The 20,877-nt window shown below is 70.6% G+C and carries 18 protein-coding genes; 8 read left to right on the top strand and 10 right to left on the bottom strand.

Translation table 11 applies throughout. The features are described 5' to 3' along the window. The first annotated feature begins 107 nt into the window (after positions 1–107). From AB0F38_RS02430 to AB0F38_RS02415, 4 genes are all read left to right on the top strand, one after another. The gene (locus AB0F38_RS02430; RefSeq protein WP_361885371.1) at positions 108–1,346 is read left to right on the top strand and encodes an FAD-dependent oxidoreductase; all 1,239 of its coding nucleotides are present in this window, start codon (positions 108–110) and stop codon (positions 1,344–1,346) included. Further along, on the top strand, positions 1,346–3,931 hold the full coding sequence (nirB, locus tag AB0F38_RS02425) for a nitrite reductase large subunit NirB (RefSeq protein WP_361885368.1): 2,586 nt from the start codon (positions 1,346–1,348) through the stop codon (positions 3,929–3,931). The genes AB0F38_RS02430 and nirB overlap by 1 nt, the downstream gene beginning before the upstream one ends. Then, complete coding sequence (gene nirD / locus AB0F38_RS02420) at positions 3,931–4,290, top strand: nitrite reductase small subunit NirD (RefSeq protein WP_361885365.1); 360 nt, start codon at positions 3,931–3,933, stop codon at positions 4,288–4,290. Before nirB ends, nirD begins: the two co-directional genes overlap by 1 nt. A gap of 116 nt (positions 4,291–4,406) precedes the next feature. Continuing rightward, positions 4,407–5,573, top strand: coding sequence for an alkaline phosphatase PhoX (locus AB0F38_RS02415; protein WP_361885363.1), 1,167 nt, complete (start codon positions 4,407–4,409; stop codon positions 5,571–5,573). A gap of 57 nt (positions 5,574–5,630) precedes the next feature. On the opposite strand, the gene AB0F38_RS02410 is transcribed toward AB0F38_RS02415, so the two are convergent. The 7 genes from AB0F38_RS02410 to AB0F38_RS02380 form a co-directional block, all read right to left on the bottom strand. Next, positions 5,631–6,047, bottom strand: coding sequence for a VOC family protein (locus tag AB0F38_RS02410; RefSeq protein WP_361885361.1), 417 nt, complete (start codon positions 6,045–6,047; stop codon positions 5,631–5,633). A 222-nt stretch (positions 6,048–6,269) separates the two neighbouring features. Further along, complete coding sequence (locus AB0F38_RS02405; RefSeq protein WP_361885358.1) at positions 6,270–7,289, bottom strand: helix-turn-helix domain-containing protein; 1,020 nt, start codon at positions 7,287–7,289, stop codon at positions 6,270–6,272. A 483-nt stretch (positions 7,290–7,772) separates the two neighbouring features. Continuing rightward, positions 7,773–10,484: a pyruvate, phosphate dikinase gene (ppdK, locus tag AB0F38_RS02400; protein ID WP_361885355.1), complete on the bottom strand. Its 2,712-nt coding sequence runs from the start codon at positions 10,482–10,484 to the stop codon at positions 7,773–7,775. Positions 10,485–11,048: 564 nt separating this feature from the next. Continuing rightward, the gene (gene dusB / locus AB0F38_RS02395) at positions 11,049–12,197 is read right to left on the bottom strand and encodes a tRNA dihydrouridine synthase DusB (protein ID WP_361885352.1); all 1,149 of its coding nucleotides are present in this window, start codon (positions 12,195–12,197) and stop codon (positions 11,049–11,051) included. 255 nt (positions 12,198–12,452) lie between these two features. Then, a complete protein-coding gene (locus AB0F38_RS02390) occupies positions 12,453–12,656 on the bottom strand; it encodes a DUF6243 family protein (RefSeq protein ID WP_361885349.1) in 204 nt (67 codons plus the stop codon). A gap of 207 nt (positions 12,657–12,863) precedes the next feature. After that, positions 12,864–13,067: a hypothetical protein gene (locus AB0F38_RS02385; protein ID WP_361885346.1), complete on the bottom strand. Its 204-nt coding sequence runs from the start codon at positions 13,065–13,067 to the stop codon at positions 12,864–12,866. 95 nt (positions 13,068–13,162) lie between these two features. Further along, positions 13,163–14,545, bottom strand: coding sequence for a glycine--tRNA ligase (locus tag AB0F38_RS02380; protein WP_361885343.1), 1,383 nt, complete (start codon positions 14,543–14,545; stop codon positions 13,163–13,165). A gap of 218 nt (positions 14,546–14,763) precedes the next feature. Here AB0F38_RS02380 and AB0F38_RS02375 point away from each other — a divergent pair, with 218 nt between their 5' ends. The 4 genes from AB0F38_RS02375 to AB0F38_RS02360 all read left to right on the top strand — a co-directional run bounded on the left by AB0F38_RS02375 (position 14,764) and on the right by AB0F38_RS02360 (position 17,959). Beyond that, a complete protein-coding gene (locus AB0F38_RS02375; protein WP_361885341.1) occupies positions 14,764–15,741 on the top strand; it encodes a metal ABC transporter substrate-binding protein in 978 nt (325 codons plus the stop codon). A gap of 78 nt (positions 15,742–15,819) precedes the next feature. After that, the gene (locus tag AB0F38_RS02370; protein WP_361886722.1) at positions 15,820–16,560 is read left to right on the top strand and encodes a metal ABC transporter ATP-binding protein; all 741 of its coding nucleotides are present in this window, start codon (positions 15,820–15,822) and stop codon (positions 16,558–16,560) included. After that, the gene (locus AB0F38_RS02365) at positions 16,560–17,459 is read left to right on the top strand and encodes a metal ABC transporter permease (protein WP_361886720.1); all 900 of its coding nucleotides are present in this window, start codon (positions 16,560–16,562) and stop codon (positions 17,457–17,459) included. Before AB0F38_RS02370 ends, AB0F38_RS02365 begins: the two co-directional genes overlap by 1 nt. A gap of 65 nt (positions 17,460–17,524) precedes the next feature. Then, positions 17,525–17,959 (top strand): transcriptional repressor, encoded by a 435-nt coding sequence (locus tag AB0F38_RS02360; protein WP_361885338.1) that lies wholly within the window; start codon positions 17,525–17,527, stop codon positions 17,957–17,959. Positions 17,960–18,022: 63 nt separating this feature from the next. Here the strand turns inward: AB0F38_RS02360 and AB0F38_RS02355 are convergent, their stop codons facing one another. The 3 genes from AB0F38_RS02355 to AB0F38_RS02345 all read right to left on the bottom strand — a co-directional run bounded on the left by AB0F38_RS02355 (position 18,023) and on the right by AB0F38_RS02345 (position 20,685). Then, a complete protein-coding gene (locus tag AB0F38_RS02355; protein WP_361885336.1) occupies positions 18,023–18,835 on the bottom strand; it encodes an isoprenyl transferase in 813 nt (270 codons plus the stop codon). Between the two features lie 22 nt (positions 18,836–18,857). Beyond that, positions 18,858–19,604, bottom strand: a complete 747-nt coding sequence (gene recO / locus AB0F38_RS02350; RefSeq protein ID WP_361885333.1) for a DNA repair protein RecO — start codon at positions 19,602–19,604, stop codon at positions 18,858–18,860. Positions 19,605–20,007: 403 nt separating this feature from the next. Beyond that, the gene (locus AB0F38_RS02345) at positions 20,008–20,685 is read right to left on the bottom strand and encodes a TerB family tellurite resistance protein (RefSeq protein WP_361885330.1); all 678 of its coding nucleotides are present in this window, start codon (positions 20,683–20,685) and stop codon (positions 20,008–20,010) included. Positions 20,686–20,877: the final 192 nt, after the last annotated feature.

Below are 20,877 nucleotides of genomic sequence, written 5' to 3'. Positions count from 1 at the left end.
AGTTGCCCGGCCCTCACAGAGGGCGTCCGCGCGCGCTGAGCGCAAGGTTCCTCCCGGGAAACAGGAGGGATGCGGTCGGGTAACACCGGCCCCGCAGTCTCTCTGCCATGAGGACACAGAGCGGGAACGCGGCACGTGTGGTGGTGATCGGCGCCGGGATGGCGGGCGCACGGCTCGCCGCCCGGGTCCCCGGTGTCACCGTGATCGGCGAGGAGGAGCACGCACCGTACAACCGGGTGCTGCTCGCCGAGGTACTCGCCGGACGGTACGAGCCGGACGTCATCGCGCTGCCGCCCGCCGAGGCGCGGCGCGGGGTGCGGGTCGTACGGATCGACCGGGCGGACCGGCTGGTGCACTGCGACGACGGCAGCGTCGTCGGGTACGGGCGTCTGGTGCTGGCCACCGGCTCCAACCCGGTGCTGCCGCCGCTGCGGGGCCTCGGCAGCGCACTGCCGGACGGGGTGCATCCGTTCCGCACCCTCGACGACTGCCTGGCCCTGCGGGCGGCCGCACGCCCCGGCGTGCGCGCCGTCGTGATCGGTGGCGGACTCCTCGGAGTCTCGGCCGCCCGCGCGCTGGCCGAGTGCGGCGCCCAGGTGGTGCTGGCCCAGCAGGGCGAGCACCTCATGGAGCGGCAGCTGGACGCCGAGGCGGCCGGGCTGCTGCGGCGTCACCTGGAGGCCATCGGCGTCGAGGTGCACACCGAGTGCCGGGTGCGCGGTCTGCGCTGCACCGAGGGTGCCGCCCCCGCGCTGCGCGCCGTGGAGCTCGCCGACGGCTACGAGCTGGCGGCCGAGATCACGGTGCTGGCCTGCGGGGTCCGCCCCAGGACCGGCCTGGCGCAGGCCGCCGGGCTCGACGTCCGCAAGGGCGTCGTCGTCGACGACGAGCTGCGCACCTCGGACCCGTACATCCACGCGGTCGGCGACTGCGCCGAACACCGCGGCACCGTGTACGGGCTGGCGGGCGCCGCGCTGGAACAGGCGGACGTGCTGGCCGGGGTGCTGGCCGGAGGGCCGGCCCGCTACGAGGGCACCCGGGCGCTGACCCGGCTCACGCTGCGCTCCCCCGCTGCCGCCCCTGTCCCCGCCGGTGCCCCCGGCGGTCTCGACCTGGCCGCCTTCGGTGACTCCCGCCCGATGCCCGGCGACGACGTGATCCGGCTGGCCGACGCCACCCGGGGTGCGTACCGCACGGTCGTCGTCCGGGGCGACCGGCTGGCCGGCGGGGTGCTGTTCGGCGACCTCGCCGCGGTCGGCACCCTCTCCCGGACCTGGCAGGACGACACCCCCCTCCCCGCCGACATGTCCCTGCTCCACCTGCTCACCAACGACGGAGGCTTCTGATGCCGGTGTCCACTCCCCCGACCGCCCCCACCGCAGGAGTGCCGACGATCGTGGTCGTCGGGCACGGCATGGTCGGCCAGAGGTTCCTGGAAGCCCTCGCCGACCGCGGGCTGACGGCCGCCGCGGGCACGGCCCGGGTCGTCGTGCTCTGCGAGGAGCCCCGCCCCGCCTACGACCGGGTACAGCTGACCTCGTACTTCTCCGGGAAGACGCCGGAGGACCTCTCGCTCGTCGAGCCGGACTTCATGGAGCGCCACGGCATCGAGCTGCGCGTCGGCGACCCGGCGGAGAGCGTCGACCGTGAGGCGCGCACGGTCACCGCGCGCTCCGGGGAGACCTTCTCCTACGACACGCTGGTGCTGGCCACCGGCTCGTACCCGTTCGTGCCGCCCGTTCCCGGCAAGGACGCCGAGGGCTGCTTCGTCTACCGCACCATCGAGGACCTCCTCGCGATCGAGGAGTACGCGAAGACCGCGAAGACCGGCGCGGTCGTCGGCGGCGGGCTCCTCGGCCTGGAGGCCGCGGGCGCGCTGAAGGGGCTCGGACTCGACACGCACGTCGTGGAGTTCGCCCCCCGGCTGATGCCGGTCCAGGTCGACGAGGGCGGCGGCGCCGCGCTGCTGCGCACCATCGAGAACATGGGTCTCTCCGTCCACACGGGTGTCGGCACCCAGGAGGTCACCGCGGGCGAGGACGGCCGGGTCAACGGCATGTCGCTCTCGAACGGTTCCTCGCTCGCCACCGACCTCGTCGTCTTCTCCGCCGGTGTACGCCCCCGGGACCGGCTGGCCCGCGACTGCGGTCTGGCGGTCGGCCCGCGCGGCGGCATCATCGTCGACGAGGAGTGCCGCACCTCGGACAGTTCCGTGTTCGCGATCGGTGAGTGCGCGCTGGCCTCGGACGGCCGGGTGTACGGGCTGGTGGCGCCGGGCTACGAGATGGCGGTGGCGGTCGCCGAGGTGATCGCGGGCAACGCGGCCTCGTTCACCGGCGCCGACCTGTCGACGAAGCTGAAGCTGCTCGGTGTGGACGTCGCCTCGTTCGGGGACGCGCACGGGGCGGCCGAGGGCTGCCTCGACGTGGTCTACGCGGACTCCCGCTCGGGTGTCTACAAGAAGCTGGTGATCGGCCAGGACGGCACCCTGCTCGGCGGTGTCCTGGTCGGGGACGCCGACCAGTACGGCACGCTGCGGCCGATGACCGGCACGGTCCTCCCCGTCGCACCGGAGCAGCTGGTGCTGCCCGCCGGCGCGGGCGGCCCGGTCACCCTCGGCCCGTCCTCGCTGCCCGACGAGGCCGTGATCTGCTCCTGCCACAACGTGACCAAGGGCGCGATCTGCGAGCACACCACGCTGCCCGAGGTGAAGAAGTGCACCAAGGCGGGCACGGGCTGCGGAAGCTGCGTCAAGGTCATCGGCCAGCTGCTGCCGCAGCCGGAGGACCAGGGCCTGTGCGGCTGCTTCGCGTACACCCGCAGCGAGCTGTACGAGATCGTCCGCACCCTGGGCGTCACGACGTTCGCCGGCCTGCTGGACTCGCACGGCCGCGACGCGGCCAAGGGCGGCGACGGCTGTGAGGTCTGCAAGCCGACGGTCGGTTCGGTCATCGCCTCGCTGGCGCCGACGGTCGGTGCGAGCGGCTACGTCCTGGACGGCGAGCAGGCGGCCCTCCAGGACACCAACGACCACTTCCTGGCCAACCTCCAGCGCAACGGCTCCTACTCGATCGTGCCGCGCATCCCCGGTGGTGAGATCACCCCGGAGAAGCTCATCGTGATAGGCGAGGTGGCCCGGGACTTCGGCCTCTACACGAAGATCACCGGTGGCCAGCGGATCGACCTGTTCGGCGCCCGCGTCGACCAGCTCCCGCTGATCTGGACCCGCCTCGTGGACGCGGGCTTCGAGTCGGGGCACGCGTACGGGAAGTCGCTGCGCACGGTGAAGTCCTGTGTGGGGCGGACCTGGTGCCGCTACGGCGTCCAGGACTCGGTGAAGATGGCGATCGACCTGGAACTGCGCTACCGGGGCCTGCGCTCCCCGCACAAGCTGAAGTCGGCGGTGTCCGGCTGCGCCCGCGAGTGTGCGGAGGCCCGCGGCAAGGACTTCGGGATCATCGCGACCGCCCAGGGCTGGAACCTGTACGTCGGTGGCAACGGCGGCGCCACACCGCGCCACGCGGACCTGCTGGCCCAGGACCTGTCCGACGCCGAGCTGGTCCGCCTCATCGACCGGTTCCTGATGTTCTACATCCGTACGGCGGACCGGCTGGAGCGCACCTCGACCTGGCTGGACCGGATCGAGGGCGGCCTGGACCACGTACGGGACGTCGTCGTCCACGACTCGCTGGGGCTGTGCGACGAGCTGGAGCGGCTGATGGCCGACCACGTCCGCGGCTACCGCGACGAGTGGGCCGAGACCATCAACGACCCGGAGCGGCTGCGCCGCTTCGTGACCTTCGTCAACGCACCCGACGCACCCGACCCGTCGGTGAAGTTCGTCCCCGAACGCGACCAGGTCAAGCCCGACCTGGACCTCCTCGCGGGACCCGTGCTTGCCATCCGCACTCTTGAAGGGACTCCCTCCTGATGACGACCCGGACGATGGAGACGGCGCAGGACACCCGGACGATCCAGCTCGCGGACGGGGACGGCTGGCTCACGGTCTGCGACCGTGGGCTGCTGACCCCGGGGCGCGGTGTGGCGGCCCTCCTCCCGGACGGCCGGCAGGTCGCCCTGTTCGTGGACCGGGCGGGGCGCGCCTACGCGATCGACAACCGCGACCCGTTCACCGGTGCGTACGTCCTCTCCCGGGGGCTGGTCGGCTCCGCGGCCGGGCGGCCGTTCGTGGCGTCGCCGCTGCTGAAGCAGCGCTTCGACCTGGAGACGGGCGCCTGCCTGGACGACGACGGGGTCACCGTCCCGGTGTTCGCGGTCCGTACGCACTGATCGCGGCCCGTTCACCACCTGTTGACGCTCCGTCAACCAGGTACCTCTACGGTCCTGACGTTCGACCCGCCGGGCCGTCCGGACCGGCGGGCCCTCACGTCACCCGTGGAGTGATCGTGGAACGTCGGACCTTCTTGCGCACAGCGGTGATCGGCGGCTCGGCCGCGGCCTTCGGCGGCACCCTGTGGCGGGGTGCCGCCTTCGCCGGCCCGGCCCAGCCGGCCGCCGGCCCGTACGGCGCCCTGCAGAGCGCCAACGGCAACGGCATCCTGCTGCCGAGCGGCTTCACCAGCAGAATCGTCGCCCGCTCGGGACAGACCGTCCCCGGCACCTCGTACACCTGGCACAGCGCACCCGACGGAGGTGCCACTTACGCCGACGGCAGCGGCTGGATCTACGTCTCCAACGCCGAGGTCTCCTCGGGCAGCGGCGGCGGGGCGAGCGCGGTGCGCTTCAACTCCTCCGGAACCGTGACCTCCGCCTACCGGATCCTGTCCGGCACCAACAACAACTGCGCCGGCGGCAGCACCCCGTGGAAGACCTGGCTGTCCTGCGAGGAGGTCAGCCGGGGGTTCGTCTACGAAACGGACCCCTGGGGCGTGAACGCGGCCGTCCAGCGGCCCGCCCTGGGCCGCTTCAAGCACGAGGCCGCCGCGGCCGACCCCGACCACGGGTACATCTACCTCACCGAGGACGAGACGGACGGCCGCTTCTACCGCTTCCGCCCCACCACCTGGGGCAACCTGTCCTCCGGCACCCTGCAGGTGCTGGTGGCGGGCTCCGGCACCTCGGGCCCTGTGACGTGGACGACGGTCCCCGACCCGGACGGCTCGCCCACCCTGACCCGCTACCAGGTCTCCGGCGCCAAGGTCTTCAACGGCGGCGAGGGCTGCTTCTACGCGGCGGGCACCTGCTGGTTCACCACCAAGGGCGACAACCGGGTGTGGGCGTACGACGCGAACGCGTCCAGCATCTCGCTCGCCTACGACGACTCGCTGGTCACCGGCGGCGGCGCCCCGCTGACCGGCGTGGACAACGTCACCCGGTCCGTCTCGGGCGACCTGTACGTCGCCGAGGACGGCGGGAACATGGAGATCTGCCTGATCACCCCGGACGACACCGTCGCGCCGTTCCTGCGGATCAGCGGCCAGTCCGGCTCGGAGATCACCGGGCCGGCCTTCTCCCCGGACGGCACCCGGCTCTACTTCTCCTCGCAGCGCGGGACGAGCGGGAGTTCCTCCGGCGGCATCACGTACGAGGTCACGGGGCCCTTCCGTAGCTGAGCGGGACGACGGCCGCACGGTGCCGGTGCCGGCTCCGTGCGGCTGTCCCTCCGGCCATCAGGCCTGGCCACCGCTCTCGACCGCCGCCGGGTCCATCCACACGACCTCCCAGATGTGGTGGTCCGGGTCCTGGAAGGAACGGCCGTACATGAAGCCCATGTCCATCGGCTCGTTGGCGGGCGAGCCGCCGGCGGCGAGCGCGGCGTCGGCCAGCTCGTCGACCGCTGCCCGGCTGTCCGCGCTCAGGGCGAGGAGGACCTCCGTCGTCTTCGAGGCGTCGGCGATCTCCTTCTTGGTGAAGTCCTTGAAACGCGGCTCGCTGATGAGCATGGCGAAGATCGTGTCGCTGATGACCAGACAGGCCGTCGTCTCGTCACTGAACTGGGGGTTGAAGCCGAAGCCGAGCTTCCCGAAGAAATTCTTCGTCGTCTCCAGGTCCTTGACCGGCAGGTTCACGAAGATCATCTGAGGCATGGTTCCCACTCTTCCGTCCCGGCACTTCGCGTGCTCCGTGGCGCCGTGTTCCAGCGCTTTCGAGAGGTAGACCGCGGGGCCCGGCGAAACTCATCGCTCGCGGGGGAATTCCCCGCCGCGCGGCCGGGGCCGTTCCCCCGCGGGCCGGCATGATCCGAACGAGAGGCCCCGCCCGGGCCGGGAGCGGTACCGCGGGCCCTGCTGGAGGAGCGCCGCAGACGGTCAGGACACGGCGAGCGGGGCGCCGCCCCTGAGCAGCGACGCGCCCAGCGGGGTGAGCGTGTGCAGGACCGAGCTGCCGTGCCGCAGGGTCAGGACCAGGCCTGCCTCGCGCAGTACGCAGGCGTGCTGGCTCGCGGAGGCCAGGGACACGCCGGTCCTGCGGGCCAGCTCGCTGGTCGTGCAGCCCTTCCCTATGGCCTGGAGGATGGCGGACCGGGTGTGCCCCACCAGCCGCCCCAGCCAGGGGCCGGGCTCGGCGAAGACCGGGGCGCCCGGGTGGGTGACCGGATAGACGAGCACCGGTGGGAGGCGCGGGTCGCGGTAGACGACCGGGGTGCCGCGGCAGAAGAACGAGGGCTGCAGGAGCAGGCCCCGCCCGTCCAGGTGCAGCTCCCGCTCGACGGGGTAGTCCGCCTCCAGCACGGGTGCCCGCCAGCGGATCATGGACGGCAGGGTGGCCAGGAGCTCGTCCGCGCCGCCGTCCAGCAGTGCGCGGCCACGGATGGCCCGGTCGGCCTCCACGCTCGCCTGGATGTGCGGCCAGTACGGCTCGACGGCGGCGCGGTGGTAGCTGCGCAGGGCGGCGATGAGGCGGCCCAGCGGCTCCGTACGCCCCTCGGCGAGCGCGTCCAGCAGCGCGGCGGGCGACCGGCCGCCGCCGACCGGTGCGCGCGGCACGGAGGGTCTACTTTCGGCCAGCAGGGCCAGTTCGCCGTGGAGGCGGTCCGCGGGAGTGTCGCGGAGCGCCTCCATTCCGATGTCGAGGCCGAATGGCTCGGCGCCTTCCTGGGAGGGCGTCAGGAAGTCGGGGAAATAACCGCGGGGCGGAACGACCGCCGACAGCAGGCGTGCCTCACCATTCAACCGGGCCCGGGATTCCGTCCGCCATTTCCCGAACACCGTGGAACCCCGTCGGTCCCTCAGTCGGTGAAAACTGAGAATGGTTTCCCACATTGCGTCAGGCCTCGTGGCCATCCGCACTCTGGAAAGGTCCACCCCGGACACATGGATACGCAGCACCGAACCCCCACCTGTTGCAACCGCAATCGCCCCCATCAAAGGGTATGCATGCCGTCACAGGAGGTCACCACGGGGTTTCGGCCACAGTTGAAACGCCTCGCCCGCATCCGCGCCAGCCGAAAGGCTGTACGACGTCGGGTGCGAATCCGGCACCACCGAAAGAGCGGGTGAGGGCCGTGGGGGGCTTCACCTGTTCGGCGGCGGTGGTGGCGGTGCGGCTCCGTACCCGGCGGGGGTAAGCCGGGTGCGGTCCATGGATGGGGATCCATGGACCGCACCCCGGTCCGTTCGGCCGCGGGATTTGCTCACCGAACGAAGAAAAGAAACAACCTTAAATGGTTCGTAATTCAATTGAAGAAGCGGCAGCACCCCCGCACAGGGTGCTGCCGCTTCCGGGTTTTCCGGAGCCGTCGGCGGATCGGTGAGGGTACGGAGGATCCGCCGGCGGCGCCGGAGTCGCGAGGGCTCGTTGCCGGCCGGGGCTCAGCGGCTGTCGCTGCCCTGCGATCCGGCGGCGGCGCGGCCCGCTTCCAGCCGCGCGACCGGGATGCGGAACGGCGAGCAGGAGACGTAGTCCAGGCCCACCTCGTGGAAGAAGTGCACCGACTCCGGGTCACCGCCGTGCTCACCGCAGACGCCGAGCTTGAGGTCGGGACGCGTGGCCCGGCCGGCCTCCGCGGCACTGCGCACGAGCGCGCCGACGCCGTCCTTGTCGATCGTCTCGAACGGCGACACCCCGAAGATGCCCTTCTCCAGGTACGCGGTGAAGAACGAGGCCTCCACGTCGTCGCGGGAGAAGCCCCACACCGTCTGGGTGAGGTCGTTCGTACCGAAGGAGAAGAACTGCGCGGCCTCGGCGATCTGACCGGCGGTCAGCGCGGCCCGGGGCAGCTCGATCATCGTGCCGATGGTCAGCTTGAGGCTGGTGCCGGTGGCGGCCTCGACCTCGGCGATGACCTGGTCGGCCTCCTCGCGGACGATCTCCAGCTCCTGGACCGTGCCCACGAGCGGGATCATGATCTCGGCGCGCGGGTCGCCCTTGGCGTTCTTGCGGAACGCCGCCGCCTCCGCGATCGCCCGGACCTGCATCGCGAACAGACCGGGGATGACCAGACCGAGACGGACACCGCGCAGACCCAGCATCGGGTTCTGCTCGTGCAGCTTGTGCACGGCCTGCAGGAGGCGCAGGTCGTTCTCGTTGGCGTCCTTGCGGGACTCGGCGAGCGCGACGCGCACGGAGAGCTCCGTGATGTCGGGCAGGAACTCGTGCAGCGGGGGGTCGAGCAGCCGTACAGTGACGGGCAGCCCGTCCATCGACTCGAACAGCTCGATGAAGTCGGCCTTCTGGAGCGGCAGCAGCGCGGCCAGCGCGGTCTCGCGCTCGTCGTCGGTGTCCGCGAGGATCAGCTTCTCGACCAGCTCGCGGCGCTCGCCGAGGAACATGTGCTCGGTGCGGCACAGGCCGATGCCCTGGGCGCCGAAGCGGCGGGCCCGCAGGGCGTCCTCGGCGTTGTCCGCGTTGGCGCGCACCCGCAGCCGGCGCACCCGGTCCGCGTACGCCATGATCCGGTGCACGGCGGCGACCAGCTCGTCGGCGTCGTCGGCGCCCGCGTGCATGCGGCCCTCGAAGTACTCGACGACGGGGGACGGTACGACGGGTACCTCACCGAGGTACACCTTGCCCGTGGAGCCGTCGACGGAGACGAGGTCGCCCTCCTCGACGACGGTGTCGCCGACGGTCAGCCGGCGGCGCTTGGTGTCGACCTCGATCTCCTCGGCGCCGCAGACACAGGTCTTGCCCATGCCGCGTGCGACGACGGCGGCGTGCGAGGTCTTGCCGCCGCGCGAGGTGAGGATGCCTTCCGCGGCGATCATGCCGTCGAGGTCGTCGGGATTGGTCTCCCGGCGGATGAGGATGACCTTCTCGCCGGACCGGGACCACTTGACGGCGGTGTACGAGTCGAAGACGGCCTTGCCGACGGCCGCACCCGGGGAGGCGGCGATGCCGCGGCCCAGGAGCACGGTGCTGGCCTCGTCGTCGAAGCGCGGGAACATCAGCTGCGCGAGCTGTGCGCCGTTGACGCGCTGGAGCGCCTCGGCCTCGTCGATGAGGCCCTGGTCGACGAGCTGGGTGGCGATCCGGAAGGCGGCGCCGGCGGTGCGCTTGCCGACCCGGGTCTGGAGCATCCAGAGCTGACCGCGCTCGATGGTGAACTCGATGTCGCAGAGATCCCTGTAGTGGGTCTCCAGCGTCTCCATGATCTTGATCAGCTGGTCGTACGACGTCTTGTCGATCGACTCGAGCTCGGCGAGCGGCACCGTGTTGCGGATACCCGCGACCACGTCCTCGCCCTGCGCGTTCTGCAGGTAGTCGCCGTAGACGCCCTGGTGGCCGCTGGCCGGGTCACGGGTGAAGGCGACGCCCGTACCGGAGTCGGGGCCGAGGTTGCCGAAGACCATCGAGCAGATGTTGACGGCCGTGCCGAGGTCGCCGGGAATGCGCTCCTGGCGGCGGTAGAGCTTGGCCCGGTCGGTGTTCCACGAGTCGAAGACCGCCTTTATGGCCAGATCCATCTGCTCGCGCGGGTCCTGCGGGAAGTCGCGTCCGGCATCCCGGGTGACGATCTTCTTGAACTGCTTGACCAGCTTCTTCAGGTCGGCCGCGTCGAGGTCCACGTCGACGGTGACGCCCTTGGCCTCCTTCGCGGCCTCCAGCGCCTCCTCGAAGAGCTCGCCGTCGACACCGAGGACGGTCTTGCCGAACATCTGGATGAGACGGCGGTACGAGTCCCAGGCGAAGCGCTCGTCGCCGGACTGCGCCGCGAGCCCGACGACGGATGCGTCGGAGAGGCCGATGTTGAGGACCGTGTCCATCATGCCGGGCATCGAGAACTTGGCGCCGGAGCGGACGGAGACCAGCAGCGGGTCGTCGGCCTGGCCGAGGTTCTTGCCCATCTGCTTCTCGAGCGCCACGAGATGCGCACTGACCTCGTCGCGCAGCTCGGCCGGCTCGTCACCGCTGTCGAGGTAGACCTTGCAGGCCTCGGTGGTGATCGTGAAGCCCGGAGGGACGGGCAGCCCGAGATTGGTCATCTCGGCGAGGTTGGCACCCTTGCCGCCCAGAAGGTCCTTCAGATCCTTGTTGCCCTCGGTGAAGTCGTAGACGAACTTCTGAGAATCTTTGTTTTCCGACACGGGTCTCGACTCCTCGAGGACGCGGTGGCTGCCCTGACGGCGAGGAACATACCCAGATCGAAGGTGTCTGGGTACGCCCACGTGCGCGTCACGAGGTCCCAACCACCCGTCCGCCAGCAGATCGAAAGTGACGCCTCGGATCGCCCGGAGAGGCATCTGTGTTCACTTCCTGAAGTGAAGACTACACAGCGTTGCCATTGTCGCGTATTTCGTATACCGAAAGTCGCGAATGCATCGATCGATCAAAGTAGAGACCCCTGGCACCCAGTGCCATCATTTGAGAAATACATCATCCGAAAGAGCGCTCATCTGAGCCTGACACTCCTCAGAGGTGGCGAGAATCACGCCCAGGACCGCGCTCAGATGTCACCATCCGGACGCCCGGCGGCCGACCGCTGGTCACCCGTTGGGCGCACCGACGTCGCAGAGCGTGAACAGGAACGGGCCAAAGGGAACAGGCATGCCGCGTCTCCCGTCGAATCATGCGAGATCGCACGCAAAAGCCCGCTCACATGAGCGGGCTCTTGGTTGGGCACTCGGTGCCCCGGTACGACGGTGGCGTGCTCAGCCGCCCGAGGTGTCCAGCTCGGCCTCGGCGCTCACGCCCGCGCAGTCGTAGGGGTCCTTGAGCCAGCCGTCCGGCAGCGCCACGCGGTTGTTGCCGGAGGTGCGTCCGCGGGGGCCGTCCGCGCCGTCCGGCCACGGCTGGTCGAGGTCCAGCTCCTGCAGCTGACCCCCCAGCTCCTCCAGGGAGGAGGTGACCGCGAGCTTCCTGCGCATCTCCGAGCCCACGGCGAAGCCCTTGAGGTACCAGGCCACGTGCTTGCGGAAGTCGATCACACCCCGGCTCTCGTCGCCGATCCACTCCCCCAGCAGCGTCGCGTGGCGCAGCATGACATCCGCGACCTCACGCAGGGCCGGCGCCTGCCGGGTCCGTGTGCCCTCGAAGGCGCCGACCAGGTCGCCGAAGAGCCAGGGCCGCCCCAGGCAGCCGCGGCCCACGACCACACCGTCGCAGCCGGTCTCACGCATCATCCGCAGCGCGTCGTCCGCGCACCAGATGTCGCCGTTGCCCAGGACGGGGATCTCCGGAACGTGCTCCTTGAGGCGGGCTATGGCGTCCCAGTCGGCGGTGCCGCCGTAGTGCTGGGCAGTGGTCCTGCCGTGCAGGGCGACGGCCGTGACGCCCTCCTCGACGGCGATACGGCCCGCGTCGAGGTAGGTGGTGTGGTCGTCGTCGATGCCCTTGCGCATCTTGATGGTGACCGGGAGGTCGCCCGCGCTCGCGACGGCCTCACGGAGGATGGCCCGGAGCAGCGGCCGCTTGTACGGCAGCGCGGAGCCGCCGCCCTTGCGGGTGACCTTGGGGACCGGGCAGCCGAAGTTCAGGTCGATGTGGTCGGCGAGGTCCTCGTCGACGATCATGCGGACCGCCCTGCCGACGGTGACCGGGTCCACTCCGTACAGCTGGATGGAGCGCGGGGTCTCGCTCACGTCGAAGTGGATGAGCTGCATGGTCTTCTCGTTGCGCTCGACCAGCGCCCGCGTGGTGATCATCTCGCTGACGAACAGCCCCTTGCCGCCGGAGAACTCGCGGCACAAGGTGCGGAACGGGGCATTGGTGATGCCGGCCATGGGGGCGAGCACGACCGGCGGCTGCACGGTGTGCGGGCCGATCCGGAGCAGCGGGAGGGCGGGGGCGAGCGTGGTCATCCACCCATTGTCGCGTACACCGGACGGGCCCGGATGCCGACCGCCGCCGGAGACGGACACCGGCCGGGCCGGGGTGGGCGGCCGGGACGCCTCCGGTGGCCGTCGCGCCGGCCACCCCGCTGGGCCCGCGGCCCCGCCGGCGATGGGGTGAGGGACACGGGGAGGGGGAAAGCGGGTGGGCCCGGATCGCCGTGGTGATCCGGGCCCACCGTCGCTACCGGTGCGTCAGCTCTGCGCTGCCGCGCCGCTCCGGTCTCAGGAGGCGTCAGAGGAGGCGTCCGCCTGGGCGGAGCCGGAGCCCTCGGCGCGCTCGCGCATCTTGCGCACCAGCTCCTGCTTCTGTTCGGCCGCCGTCCTGCGGTCGGCGTTGCGCGCGGGGCCCGCGCCCTGCTGCTCGGCGCGGGACAGCTTCTTGCGCTGTCCGCCCACACCGAGGAGGTTGTTGCGGCTCTTGGCCACGGGGTTCTCCCATTCGTGGTGAGAAGTGAGGTCTGAAGTGATCAGGGATCTCAGGGATCGATTCGATGGGCGACGGGCCCTCGGCCCGTCACACGCTCACTCGTAGATCTGGAAGAACGAAGACATGCCGAAAAATGTACCCCGGTCCGGGACGACCTCTCACCCTGTTTTCGGCCTGAGCCGCGGCGCCTGCTCAGGCGGTCGGGCTCAGGCGGCCGGGTCGACGGTCGCCTGGTGGGCCTCGGCCAGGTGCTCCTCGGCTTTCAGCCAGGGCAGGAACTGCGCCCCTTTGCGCCAGCCGCAGGTGTCGCAGGTCAGCTGGCGCTGCATCCCGGACTTCCGTACCTGGACGATGTGCCGGCGGCCGTGCTGGTCCCATCTGCTGACCTTGCTCGTGGTCATGGACGCCATCCGAGCCCTCCTGTCGGGGGTGTGCCCAGCAGTGTGCACGAAGCCCCCGGCTCCCTGTGCGGGAACCGGGGGCTTAGTCAGGAAACCGCGTACCGTCAGCAGCCCAGCAGGCGGGAGCCGAGGTAGCCCTGGATCTGGTCCAGGGAGACGCGCTCCTGCTTCATGGTGTCGCGCTCGCGCACGGTCACCGCGTTGTCGTCGAGGGTGTCGAAGTCGACCGTGACGCAGAACGGCGTACCGATCTCGTCCTGGCGGCGGTAGCGGCGGCCGATGGCGCCCGCGTCGTCGAACTCGATGTTCCAGTTCTGCCGCAGGTCGGTGGCGAGGCCCTTGGCCTTGGGCGACAGCTGCGGGTTGCGGGACAGCGGCAGGACCGCGACCTTGACCGGCGCCAGGCGCGGGTCGAGACGCATCACGGCGCGCTTCTCCATGACGCCCTTCGCGTTGGGCGCCTCGTCCTCGCTGTAGGCGTCGAGGAGGAAGGCCAGCAGCGAACGGCCGACACCGGCCGCGGGCTCGATGACGTACGGGGTCCAGCGCTCGCCCGACTCCTGGTCGAAGTACGACAGGTCCGTGCCCGAGGCCTTGGAGTGCGCCTTGAGGTCGTAGTCGGTGCGGTTGGCGACACCCTCCAGCTCGCCCCACTCGCTGCCGCCGAAGCGGAAGCGGTACTCGATGTCAGCGGTGCGCTTGGAGTAGTGGGAGAGCTTCTCCTGCGGGTGCTCGAACCACCGCATGTTCTCCTCGCGCAGGCCCAGGCCGGTGTACCAGTTCCAGCGCTGCTCCATCCAGTACTCCTGCCACTGCTCGTCCTCGCCCGGCTTGACGAAGAACTCCATCTCCATCTGCTCGAACTCGCGCGTGCGGAAGATGAAGTTGCCCGGAGTGATCTCGTTCCGGAAGGACTTGCCCATCTGCGCGATGCCGAACGGCGGCTTCTTGCGCGAGGTCTGCTGCACCTGGCCGAAGTTGGTGAAGATGCCCTGGGCGGTCTCGGGACGCAGGTAGGCGACGGAGCCGGAGTCCTGGGTCGGACCGAGGTGGGTGGACAGGAGCCCGGAGAACTGCTTGGGCTCCGTGAACGTGCCCTTGTTGCCGCAGTTGGGGCAGTTGAGGTCGGCGAGGCCGTTGACCGGCGGCTTGCCGTGCTTCTCCTCGTACGCCTCCTCCAGGTGGTCGGCGCGGTAGCGCTTGTGGCAGGAGGTGCACTCGGTGAGCGGGTCGGAGAAGGTGGCCACGTGGCCGGAGGCGACCCAGACGTCGGGGGCCAGGATGACCGACGAGTCGAGACCGACCACGTCCTCGCGCGAGGTGACCATGTAGCGCCACCACTGGCGCTTGAGGTTCTCCTTCAGCTCGACGCCCAGCGGCCCGTAGTCCCAGGCGGCCCTCTGGCCGCCGTAGATCTCACTGCAGGGGTAGACGAAGCCACGGCGCTTGCTCAGGCTGACGATGGTGTCGATCTTGTCGGCGGCCACGGTGCTCTCTTCATTGCGACGGCGAAACTGGACAGGGGCGGCGCGGAGCGCCTCGAGGGAGTGATGCTCAGGTGACGCTGCGGGCGAATGGCTCAGATTACCGGCGGGCGCACCCCCTGGATCAAATCGGCAGGGGGTACAGCGGCCCGCATGGTGTGATCCGGGCATCTCATCAGCCTTGTTGACAATCGTTTCCACTTTTGTTGAAAATGACTGTCATGAACGTACGTCGCCTGATACCCACCGCCGCCGTCGCCGGAGCAGTCACCCTCGGCCTCACCGCGCTCTCCGCCTGCTCCTCCTCCGACGCGGCCGACCGCAAGAGCGGCGACAAGCTGAGCGTGGTGGCGTCCTTCTACCCGATGCAGTTCCTGGCCGAGGAGATCGGCGGATCGCACGTGTCGGTGACGACCTTGACGAAGCCGGGTGTGGAGCCGCACGACCTGGAGCTCTCCCCCCAGCAGATCGGCGGGCTGAGCGACGCCGACCACATCCTCTTCCTCAAGGGCATCCAGCCCGCCGTCGACGACGCCGTCGCGCAGGCCGGTGTCAAGAACACCGTGGACGCGGCCACCCTCACCACGCTCGAGAGCCACGGCTCCGAGGTCGACGGCCACGACCACGGTGCCGAGGAGCACGAGGAGCACGCGGGCGAGGAGCACGCCGAGGAGGCGGGCCTCGATCCGCACATCTGGCTGGACCCGGTGAAGTACGCCGAGGTCGCCCAGGGCGTCGGGAAGTCGTTGGAGAAGGCCGACCCCGACAACGCCGCGGACTACCGCAAGAACACCCAGACCCTGGTCGCCGAGCTGAACAAGCTGGACAAGACCTTCGAGGACGGGCTGAAGAACACCGCGACGAAGACGTTCATCACCACGCATTCGGCCTTCGGGTACCTCGCCGAGCGCTACGGCCTCACCCAGGAGGGCATCGCCGGCCTCGACCCCGAGACCGAGCCCAGCCCGGCCCGGATCGACGAGATCCACGCCGTCGCCGAGAAGAACAAGGCGACCACCGTATTCTTCGAGACGCTCGCCAGCGACAAGACCGCCAAGACCTTGGCGAAGGACCTCGGCCTGAAGACCGGCGTCCTGGACCCGCTGGAGGGAATTACCGACAAGTCCGCGGGCGCTGACTACATCGAGGTCATGCAGTCCAACCTGGCCGCGCTGCAGAAGGCCCTCGGCGCGAAGTGACCCGAGCAGCACCCCGAACCACTCGCAGCACCGGAGGCGATCGTGCCTGAGCCCAGTACGCCAGAACCCGTGATCAGCATGCGCGGAGCCACGGCGACGCTCGGTGCTCGCCCGGTGCTGCGCGGGGTCGACCTCACCGTGCGCCGCGGCGAGGTCGTGGCCCTGCTCGGGGCCAACGGCTCCGGCAAGTCCACCGCCGTGCGCTCCGTCATCGGCCAGGTACCGCTCACCGGCGGGACCGTCGAGCTGTTCGGTACGCCGCTGCGCCGCTTCCGGCAGTGGGCCCGCGTCGGGTATGTACCGCAGCGCACCACGGCGGCCGGCGGCGTCCCCGCCACGGTCCGCGAGGTGGTGGCCTCCGGGCGGCTGTCGCGTACGAGGTTCGGGCTGCCCGGCAGGGCGGACCGGGCCGCGGTGGCCCGGGCCATCGAGCTCGTCGGCCTCACCGGCCGCGCCAAGGACTCCGTGAACGCCCTGTCCGGCGGCCAGCACCAGCGGGTGCTGATCGCCCGCGCGCTCGCCGCCGAGCCCGAGGTGCTGATCATGGACGAGCCGATGGCCGGCGTCGACCTGGCCAGCCAGGAGATCCTCGCGACGACGCTCCGCGAGCAGGTCGCCGACGGGGCGTCGGTGCTGCTCGTCCTGCACGAGCTCGGTGCCCTGGAGCCGCTGATCGACCGGGCGATCGTCCTGCGCGACGGCTGCGTCCTGCACGACGGGCCGCCCCCCGAGGCGGTGGGCCAGCACGCGCTGCCCGGCCACGACCACGTACACCCCCACGCGGCCTCCGAGCCCGTCCGGACGGGACTGCTGAGCTGATCATGCTGGAATTCCTGAACCCTCCCTTCATGCAGCGGGCCCTGATCGCTGCCGTCCTCGTCGGTATCACCGCCCCGGCCATCGGCATCTATCTGGTCCAGCGCCGCCAGGCACTGATGGGCGACGGCATCGGCCACGTCGCGATGACCGGTGTCGGCCTCGGCTTCCTGCTCTCCACCAACCCGGTCTGGATGGCGACGCTCGTCGCCGTGGCGGGTTCGGTCGTGATGGAACTCATCCGCTGGTACGGACGCACCCGCGGCGACATCGCCCTGGCCATGCTGTTCTACGGCGGTATGGCGGGCGGGGTGATGCTGATCAACCTCTCCGACACCGGCTCCAACGCCAATCTGACCTCGTACCTCTTCGGCTCCCTGTCGACGGTCTCCGAGGAGGACGTCACCGCGATCGTCGTGCTGGCCGCCCTGGTGATCCTGGTCACGGTGGGGCTGCGGCGGCAGCTGTTCGCGGTCAGCCAGGACGAGGAGTTCGCCCGGGTCACCGGGCTGCCGGTGCGCGTGCTCAATCTGCTGGTCGCCGTGACGGCCGCGGTCACCGTGACCGTGGCGATGCGGGTCGTAGGACTGCTGCTGGTCAGCGCGCTGATGGTGGTGCCGGTCGCCGCCGCCCAGCAGATCTCGAAGTCCTTCAAGGTGACGTTCGTCCTGGCCGTCGTCATCGGTACGGCCGTCACCCTGGCGGGAACCGTGACCTCGTACTACCAGGACGTGCCGCCGGGCGCGACGATCGTGCTGCTGGCCATCGCCGCGTTCGTCGTGCTGACCGCGCTCGCCACGCCGCTGGCACGCAGGCGCGCCAAGGACCACGCCGGCGAGGCGGACCGGTGCACCCTTGAGGTACCGGGTGCCCGCCCGGCCTCGGACGACGTACGGGTGTGACCGTGCCGCCGGGACGGGCTGGCACAATGGCCCGACACACGTACGGGCGACACGAGGAGGCAGCTGTGGCGACGGCGCCGATCAGTGGCACGAACGCGGCTCCGGTGCGCGGCCGGTCCACCCGGCAGCGGGCGGCGGTCGCGGCGGCGCTCGACGAGGTCGACGAGTTCCGCAGCGCCCAGGATCTGCACGATGTACTCAAGCACCGGGGCGACTCGGTCGGGCTGACCACGGTCTACCGGACGCTCCAGTCCCTCGCCGACGCCGGTGAGGTCGACGTCCTGCGCACGACGGACGGCGAGGCGGTCTACCGCCGCTGCTCGACGGGTGATCATCATCACCATCTGGTCTGTCGCGTATGCGGCAAGGCCGTCGAGGTCGAGGGCCCGGCCGTGGAGCAGTGGGCCGAGACCATCGCCTCTCAGCACGGCTATGTGAACGTGGCCCACACCGTGGAGATCTTCGGGACCTGTGCGGACTGCGCGGGCACCGAGAGCTGACCCCGGGCGCGGGACGACCGTCACCGGCGGGGGCCCCGCGCTCGGGGCCCCCGCCGCGCGGTGTCAGCTCTTGGTGATCTCCTCGGCGCCGCCGAAGCGCCGGTCGCGCCGGGCGAACTCCAGACAGGCGTTCCACAGGTCACGGCGGTCGAAGTCCGGCCACAGGACGTCCTGGAAGACCATCTCGGCGTACGCGCTCTGCCAGATCAGGTAGTTGGACGTGCGCTGTTCGCCGCTGGGGCGTACGAAGAGGTCCACGTCCGGCATGTCCGGGTAGTAGATGTACTTCGCGAACGTCTTCTCGTTGACCTTCGAGGGGTCGAGCTTCCCGGCCGCGACGTCCTGCGCTATGCGCTGCGCGGCGTCGGCGATCTCGGCCCGGCCGCCGTAGTTGACGCAGAAGTACAGCGTCATCCTGTCGTTGTCCTTGGTCTGCTCCTGGGCGACCTGGAGCTCCTGGACGACGGACTTCCACAGCTTCGGCATGCGGCCGACCCAGCGGATACGGATGCCGAGCTCGTCCATCTCGTCCCGGCGGCGGCGGATGACGTCCCGGTTGAAGTTCATCAGGAACTTCACCTCGTCGGGCGAGCGCTTCCAGTTCTCCGTGGAGAAGGCGTACAGGGAGAGGTTCTTGACGCCCATCTCGATGCAGCCCTTGAGCACGTCCATGACGACGCCCTCGCCGACCTTGTGGCCCTCGGTGCGCGGGAGGCCGCGCTCCTTGGCCCAGCGGCCGTTGCCGTCCATCACGACCGCCACGTGCTTGGGAACCAGCTCGCCGGGGATCCTCGGCGGGGTGGCGCCGGAGGGGTGCGGCTCGGGGGTCTTGTACTCACGCCGGTTACGTCCGCCGAGCATCCCGCGTACTGCCATGAGCTTCTCTCGTCTCCCTGTGTCACTTCTCTACGTACCGCAGCGAGCGCAGGCCGCGCTCCAGATGCCAGTGCAGATAGGCGGACACGAGTCCGCTCCCCTCCCTGACATGACGCGCCTCGGACGCGTCCGCCGTCTCCCAGTCGCCGGTGAGCAGCGCGCTCAGCAGCTCGACGGCCTCCGCCGAGGGTACGACGCTGCCGGGCACCCGGCAGTCGCCGCACACGACGCCGCCCGCCGCGACGGAGAAGAACCGGTTCGGTCCGGGCATTCCGCACTTGGCGCAGTCGTCGAAGCTGGGTGCGTATCCGTTGACGGCGAGGGAACGCAGCAGGAACGCGTCGAGGATGAGGTTCGGTGCGTGTTCGGCGCGCGAGAGGGTGCGCAGCCCGCCGACCAGCAGCAGGTACTGCTGGACCGCGGGCTCGCCCTCGTGGTCGGTGAACCGTTCGGCGGTCTCCAGCATCGCGGTGCCCGCGGTGTAGCGGCCGTAGTCGGAGACGATCCCGCCGCCGTACGGCGCGATGGTCTCGCTCTGGGTGCACAGGGGGAGGCCGCGGCCGATCAGTTCGCTGCCGCGTGCGAAGAACTGCACGTCCACGTGGGAGAAGGGTTCGAGCCGGGCCCCGAATTTGGACTTGGTGCGCCGCACTCCGCGCGCGACGGCGCGCACCCGGCCGTGGCCGCGGGTGAGGATCGTGATGATCCGGTCGGCCTCGCCCAGCTTCTGCGTGCGCAGCACGACGCCGTCGTCCCGGAACAAGCTCATGCGCCCATTGTCGCCCACCGGGGCGGGCGGCTGTCGACGGTCCTCGTTCCCGGTGGCCCGCGGGCACGGCCGGGCCGGTCCCGCAGGCGGTGATCACGCGTTGCGCGCGGTCCCGGCGCACGGCCTGCCCCTACGGGTCCTCGCGGTGAGCGGGCCGGGGCGTCCCGGCGATCGGCGTGGTCCCACGGCGGGCGACGGGGCCGGGCACCTGACCCTCGCGGCAGGGGAGACGGTCCGGACCGCGACAGCACGGCCGCCCCGTCGAAGCCGCCCCCGGGAAGGGGTCCCACGACCGGCGTGCCGCCCCGGGCCGCCTGCGCGCCGCCCTGGGCCCAGGGTGGCGGCTCCGGGCCCGGAGCCGCCGCCCTGGGCCCACCAGGCTCCCGACGGCGTACGCCAAGGGCTACGAAGGGGTGCGCGCGGCTGCCGCCAGCAGGTCCGCCGTGTCGGTGGGGCAGAGCTGGAGCGCGCTGCCCACCGTCGTCAGCACCTCGCGTTCGGCCTGGCTGTACGGGCCGTCGGCGAGCGCGATCCTGGCGCCCTGCAACAGGACCGCCTCACGGCCGGCCACGGCCAGATGCGGGGCCAGCGGCTGCAGCACCTCGTGCAGCTCGATGGCGAGGGCCGCTCCGCAGGCCTCGGCCGCGGGGTCGTGGCCGTCGCCGGCCCCGGTGTCCGCGGCGAGCACCTCCACGATGGTGAACAGCTGCTCCTGCGTGCAGTCGTCGAGTCCGGCGTCGCGCACGGTGGCCGCGGCGGCCTCCAGGACCGTACGGGAGGTGGTGCCGCCCGCAGCGAGCACGGCGAGCGTGACGGTGTGCACGGCCTCCCGGAGCATCGCGGAGAAACGCGTGGTGGTGGGGTGGTCGAGGACGTCGGTCGGGAAGTGCCCCAGGCAGGCGGCGCACTCCACGACGGGTCCCGCGCTGCCCCGCCGCAGCAGCGGCACGCCGATCACGGTGAAGCGGTGGCGGCCGGTGAGGCGCCGGTAGTTGCGGTCGCCCCCGCATCCGGGGCAGAAGAACTCGCCGTCGCCGACGGTGTCCCAGACGGTGCGGAGGCCGTAGATGCGCAGTCTCATGGCGCGTTGTCCTTTGGCTGACCGCACGTCGCACACCTCCGTAACGCTCCGGCAACATTGCCGTGTGGGACGTGATGTTAGCCACATGCGTGAGGTGCCGTCAGTATCCCGGAGGTCACAACACCCGGAGTTGGCCGAACCCCGCCCACCCGTGGCGGGTGGACGGGGCTCTCAGGCCGGGTGGCTTCACGG

It is taken from the genome of Streptomyces sp. NPDC025273, from assembly GCF_040638585.1.
GTDB lineage: Bacteria > Actinomycetota > Actinomycetes > Streptomycetales > Streptomycetaceae > Streptomyces > Streptomyces cinereorectus.
The sequence above is the reverse complement of the archived record's forward strand: the minus strand, read 5'-3'. Positions and strand labels throughout refer to the sequence as shown.